Source organism: Herbiconiux oxytropis (genome assembly GCF_024979315.1).
Taxonomy (GTDB): Bacteria; Actinomycetota; Actinomycetes; order Actinomycetales; family Microbacteriaceae; genus Herbiconiux; species Herbiconiux oxytropis.
The window spans coordinates 1-3,740 of sequence record NZ_JANLCK010000024.1; the positions used below are offsets into that span (position 1 = coordinate 1).

Consider the following 3,740-nt stretch of genomic DNA (forward strand, 5'->3'; position numbering starts at 1 on the left):
CGCGATGCTCTTCACATCGAGATCGGTCAGCAGCTTCTTCGTCGCCGCATCCAACGTCGACGCGGTGCCCTTGACCAGGATCACCGGACCCTCACCATCGATCGCCGCACCCGCCGACAGGGCGTCGGCGAACTTCGTGCCTGCCGACAGGACCGCCGTGGGAGCACCCGAAGGGAACGCGGCCTTCGCGATGTTCCGCGATGCCTCATACCGGTCAGCACCACCGATCCGGGTGACCGTGCCGAGCTTCTTCAACGACGCCTCAACCTTCGCCGAGACGGTGGCGGTACCACCCACGATCACGATCTTGGTCGCGCCCAGTCGCTTGATCTCGGCCGCCACACCCGCGGGCAGGTCGGCGGTGGTCGTCAGCAGGATCGGTGCACCGGCGACCGTCGCAGCAGGTGCTGCGGAGAGCGCATCCGGGAACACAGCCCCTGACGCGACATACACAGTCGACGACCCGTCAGGGAAGCCCGCCTTGGAGGTGTTGACAGCGACTTCGTACCGGTCCGCACCCGCGATCCGGTCGACCGCGGTCGGCTCCGGCTCGGGGTCAGGGTCCGGCGCCGCGGCGAAGACCTCGATCTCGCGCAGACCCGACGATCCCGTGGTGGGCGTCTCGCCCCAGGCCTGCATCGTGACCCGCAGGCGATCCGTCGTCACCTTCTCGAAGGCGACGGCGTTGGCCACCACCCGGTCGCGGCCGTACTCGCCCTGGGCCACGACGTCGCGCCAGTCGCCCACCGAGAAGTCGTAGTACTGGATGCGCCACGACTCCGGCACGATCACACCGGCGTTCGCCGTCTCGTCCTGGTCGGTGAAGAAGCTCACCGAGGCACGGTCGACGCTCACGACGCGCGGCCATTGTAGCTGCACCCACTGCTCACCCACCTCGGGCCAGGTCCCCCAACCCGGCGCCTCGGCCGTGGCGTCGCCGTCGTTCACCCAGGCGACCTGGGTCCACGGCGAGGTGTAGGAGGCGGAGGCGGTGGCCAGCGGCGCGACGTTGCCCTCCAGGGGCGAGTCGTCGTCGGCCGGGACGGTGACAGACCCCACGATCGAGACGTTGCCGGCCGTGTCGGTGGCCCGGTGGAACACCCGCACGCTCTCGGGGCCCGCCTCGACGGGCGCCTCGTAGGACTGCCACGAGGCACGGTCGCCGATCGAGTACTCGAGCCCCGCCACCCCGGACGTGGCGTCGGCGGCGGCGAGCGACACCGTGCGGTCGCCCAGGGAGACGGCTGACGTGACCACGGGGGCCGTGCGGTCCAAGCGCACGGTCGTGGCGACCACCGCGGAGACGTTCCCCGCCGCGTCGACGGCTCGGGCCTCGACCGAGGTCTCGCCCTCCGTCGTCACCGGCAGGTCGGCGAACCGCGCATTGGGCGTCGCCTGCCAGTCCCCGCCGTCCACCCGCAGCTCGATCGTGAGCCGGAGGTCGCGTTCGTCGGTGGCCGACGCCCGCACCACCGGGGCGGTGCGGAACCAGCCCGCGGCGGGCTCGACCGGCGTGGTGGTGAGGGCGACCGTGGGCGCCGTGGTGTCGGTTCCCGGATCCGGGTCGCCCGTCACGGTGACGGTCGCGGCGACGGATCCGGCGGCGTAGCCCTCCACGAAGCCCGCGACCTCGAAGGTGCCTGGGCGCGACCAGTCGACCGGGTCGACCTCGTCCCAGATCACGGGAGCCGGCACGACCTCGCCGTCCGGCATGGTCAGCTCCACGGTGGCCGGGAGCACCGGTGCGGTGCCGCTCGGGGTCTCGATCAGAGGCTCGGAGACCGAGGCGGGCTGCTGGGCGTCGACCCGCCACTCCTCGATCGCGAGGGCGGAGTACCGGCTCGGGTCGGCGGTGCCGGGCGAGGCCTGCATCGTGATCCGCACGGCCGTGGTGGTCACCGGCGCGAAGCCGACCGTGACGGGCTCGTCGGTGCTCGTGCCGTACCCCGTGGGGTCGACGACGTCGGCCCATTCACCGCTCGCGTCGCGGTACTGCAGCACCCAGGAGGCGGGGTTCGAGACCCCGTCGCCGAGGCCGGGAGCTGCGTCGCGCCAGAAGTCGACCGTGGTCGAGTCGATCCGCACCGGTGACTCCCAGTCGTACTGCACCCACTCGGAGGCCGGACGGTCGCCGGAGTAGTTGCCCCACATGTCCGGTGGCAGCGGGTTGGGTCGCACGAGCTCGTCGTTGAGGGCCCGGATCCAGTACTGGGCCGGCACCGGCTGGTTCGACGACGACGCCGTCGCCCAGGGCGCCACGTTCGCGCGCGGAGTGCGGTCGACGGTCTTCGCCGGGGTCTGCACGACCTCGAGCATCCTGGCGGGGCTCACGGAGTCGTCCCACAGCACCTCGTCGATCGCGACAGAGCGGCGGAAGTGGTTGCCGCCCTCGGCGTCGGCCGTGTGGTACGCGATGTACCACGAGCCGTCGAACTCGGTGATGGCGGGATGGCTCGTGGTCGACGAGACCGGAGCGAGCACGCGGCCCGTGTAGGTCCACGGGCCCATGGGGCCGGTGCTCGTGGCGTACGAGATGCACGCGTGATAGACCGCCTCGGTGCAGCCGGGGCCCACGTCGTTGGCGGCGTAGGCCAGGTAGTAGGTCTCTCCTCGCTTGAACAGCCAGGGCGCCTCGAAGAAGCCCTTCGCCCCCGTCACGGTGATGGGCTCGCCGAGCAGCGAGGTCATGCTCGGGTCGAGCTCGATGGCGCGGAGCTGGCCGAAGGTGCCCCAGTAGAGGTACACCCGGCCGTCGTCATCGACGAGCACGGTCGGGTCGATGTTCTCGATGTCGTTGCCCAGGATGCGCTGGGAGAGCAGCGGGCCACCGATCGCGTCGGTCCAGGGCCCGCCTGGGCTGTCGGCCACCGCCACGCCGATGGCGAAGGCGTTCTCCGACTGGGGGTCGCGCTGCGAGACCGGCACGTACCAGTAGTAGCGCCCGTCGGCGCCCTCCACGGCCTGGCCCGCGTAGGCCCGGCCGGGGGTCGCCCAGTCGAAGGCCTCCTCGGGGCGCATCGCGGCGGGCTGGTGCTGCCACTGGCCCGACTCGACGTCGGTCGTGGAGAACGTCTGCCACTCGTTCATGATGAAGTCGTTCTGGGTGGGCCCCGCCTCGTCGCGCCCCGCGAAGATGTAGAGCGTGTCGTCGGCCACGAGGGTGGCCGGATCGGCGGAGTAGTAGCTGCCGTCGGAGAGGATCGGGTTGACGGTCTGGGCCACGGCGGCCGAGGCCCCCGCGAGCACCGCCGAGGCGGCGAGCACGCCGCCGAGGAGGAGGGCCCCGCCCCGGAGCACGGCGCTGCGTGCTCCGGGGCGGGCGGGGGAACTGCCGGTCATGTCGATCTCCTGGTGGTCGAGGGTCGTCATCAGGGGGTGCAGGCGGTGAGGTTCTCGACCGCCGCGGAGAGCGAAGCCGGCCCACCGAGGAGGGTGACCTTCGTGGCGCCGAGCTCCTCGATCTGGGCGAGGGTCGCTGCGGGGATGCAGTCGGCCTTCACCGTGAAGAGGGGCGCGTCGAGACGGGGTCCGTACGCCGAGCCTGCGAGGGCGTCGGAGAACTTCAGACCGGTCGCGAGCAGCACGTGATCGGCGGTGTCGAAGAAGTGATCGTTGATCGACCTCGACGCCTCGTACCGGTCGGCGCCACCCAGTCGCACCGTGGTCGCGATCTTCGAGGCATCCTTCTGGATGCCTGCCGAGACCGATGCCGGGCCGCCGGCGATCGCGATGCTCTTCAC

The 3,740-nt window shown here is 71.3% G+C and carries 2 protein-coding genes; both read right to left on the reverse strand.

Annotation, left to right across the window (positions count from 1 at the left end):
- Positions 1–3,339, reverse strand: a 3,339-nt coding sequence (locus N1028_RS19655; protein ID WP_259531227.1) for a family 43 glycosylhydrolase, incomplete at its 3' end; no start/stop codon positions are given.
- Between the two features lie 29 nt (positions 3,340–3,368).
- Positions 3,369–3,740, reverse strand: a 372-nt coding sequence (locus N1028_RS19660; RefSeq protein WP_259531228.1) for a cell wall-binding repeat-containing protein, incomplete at its 5' end; no start/stop codon positions are given.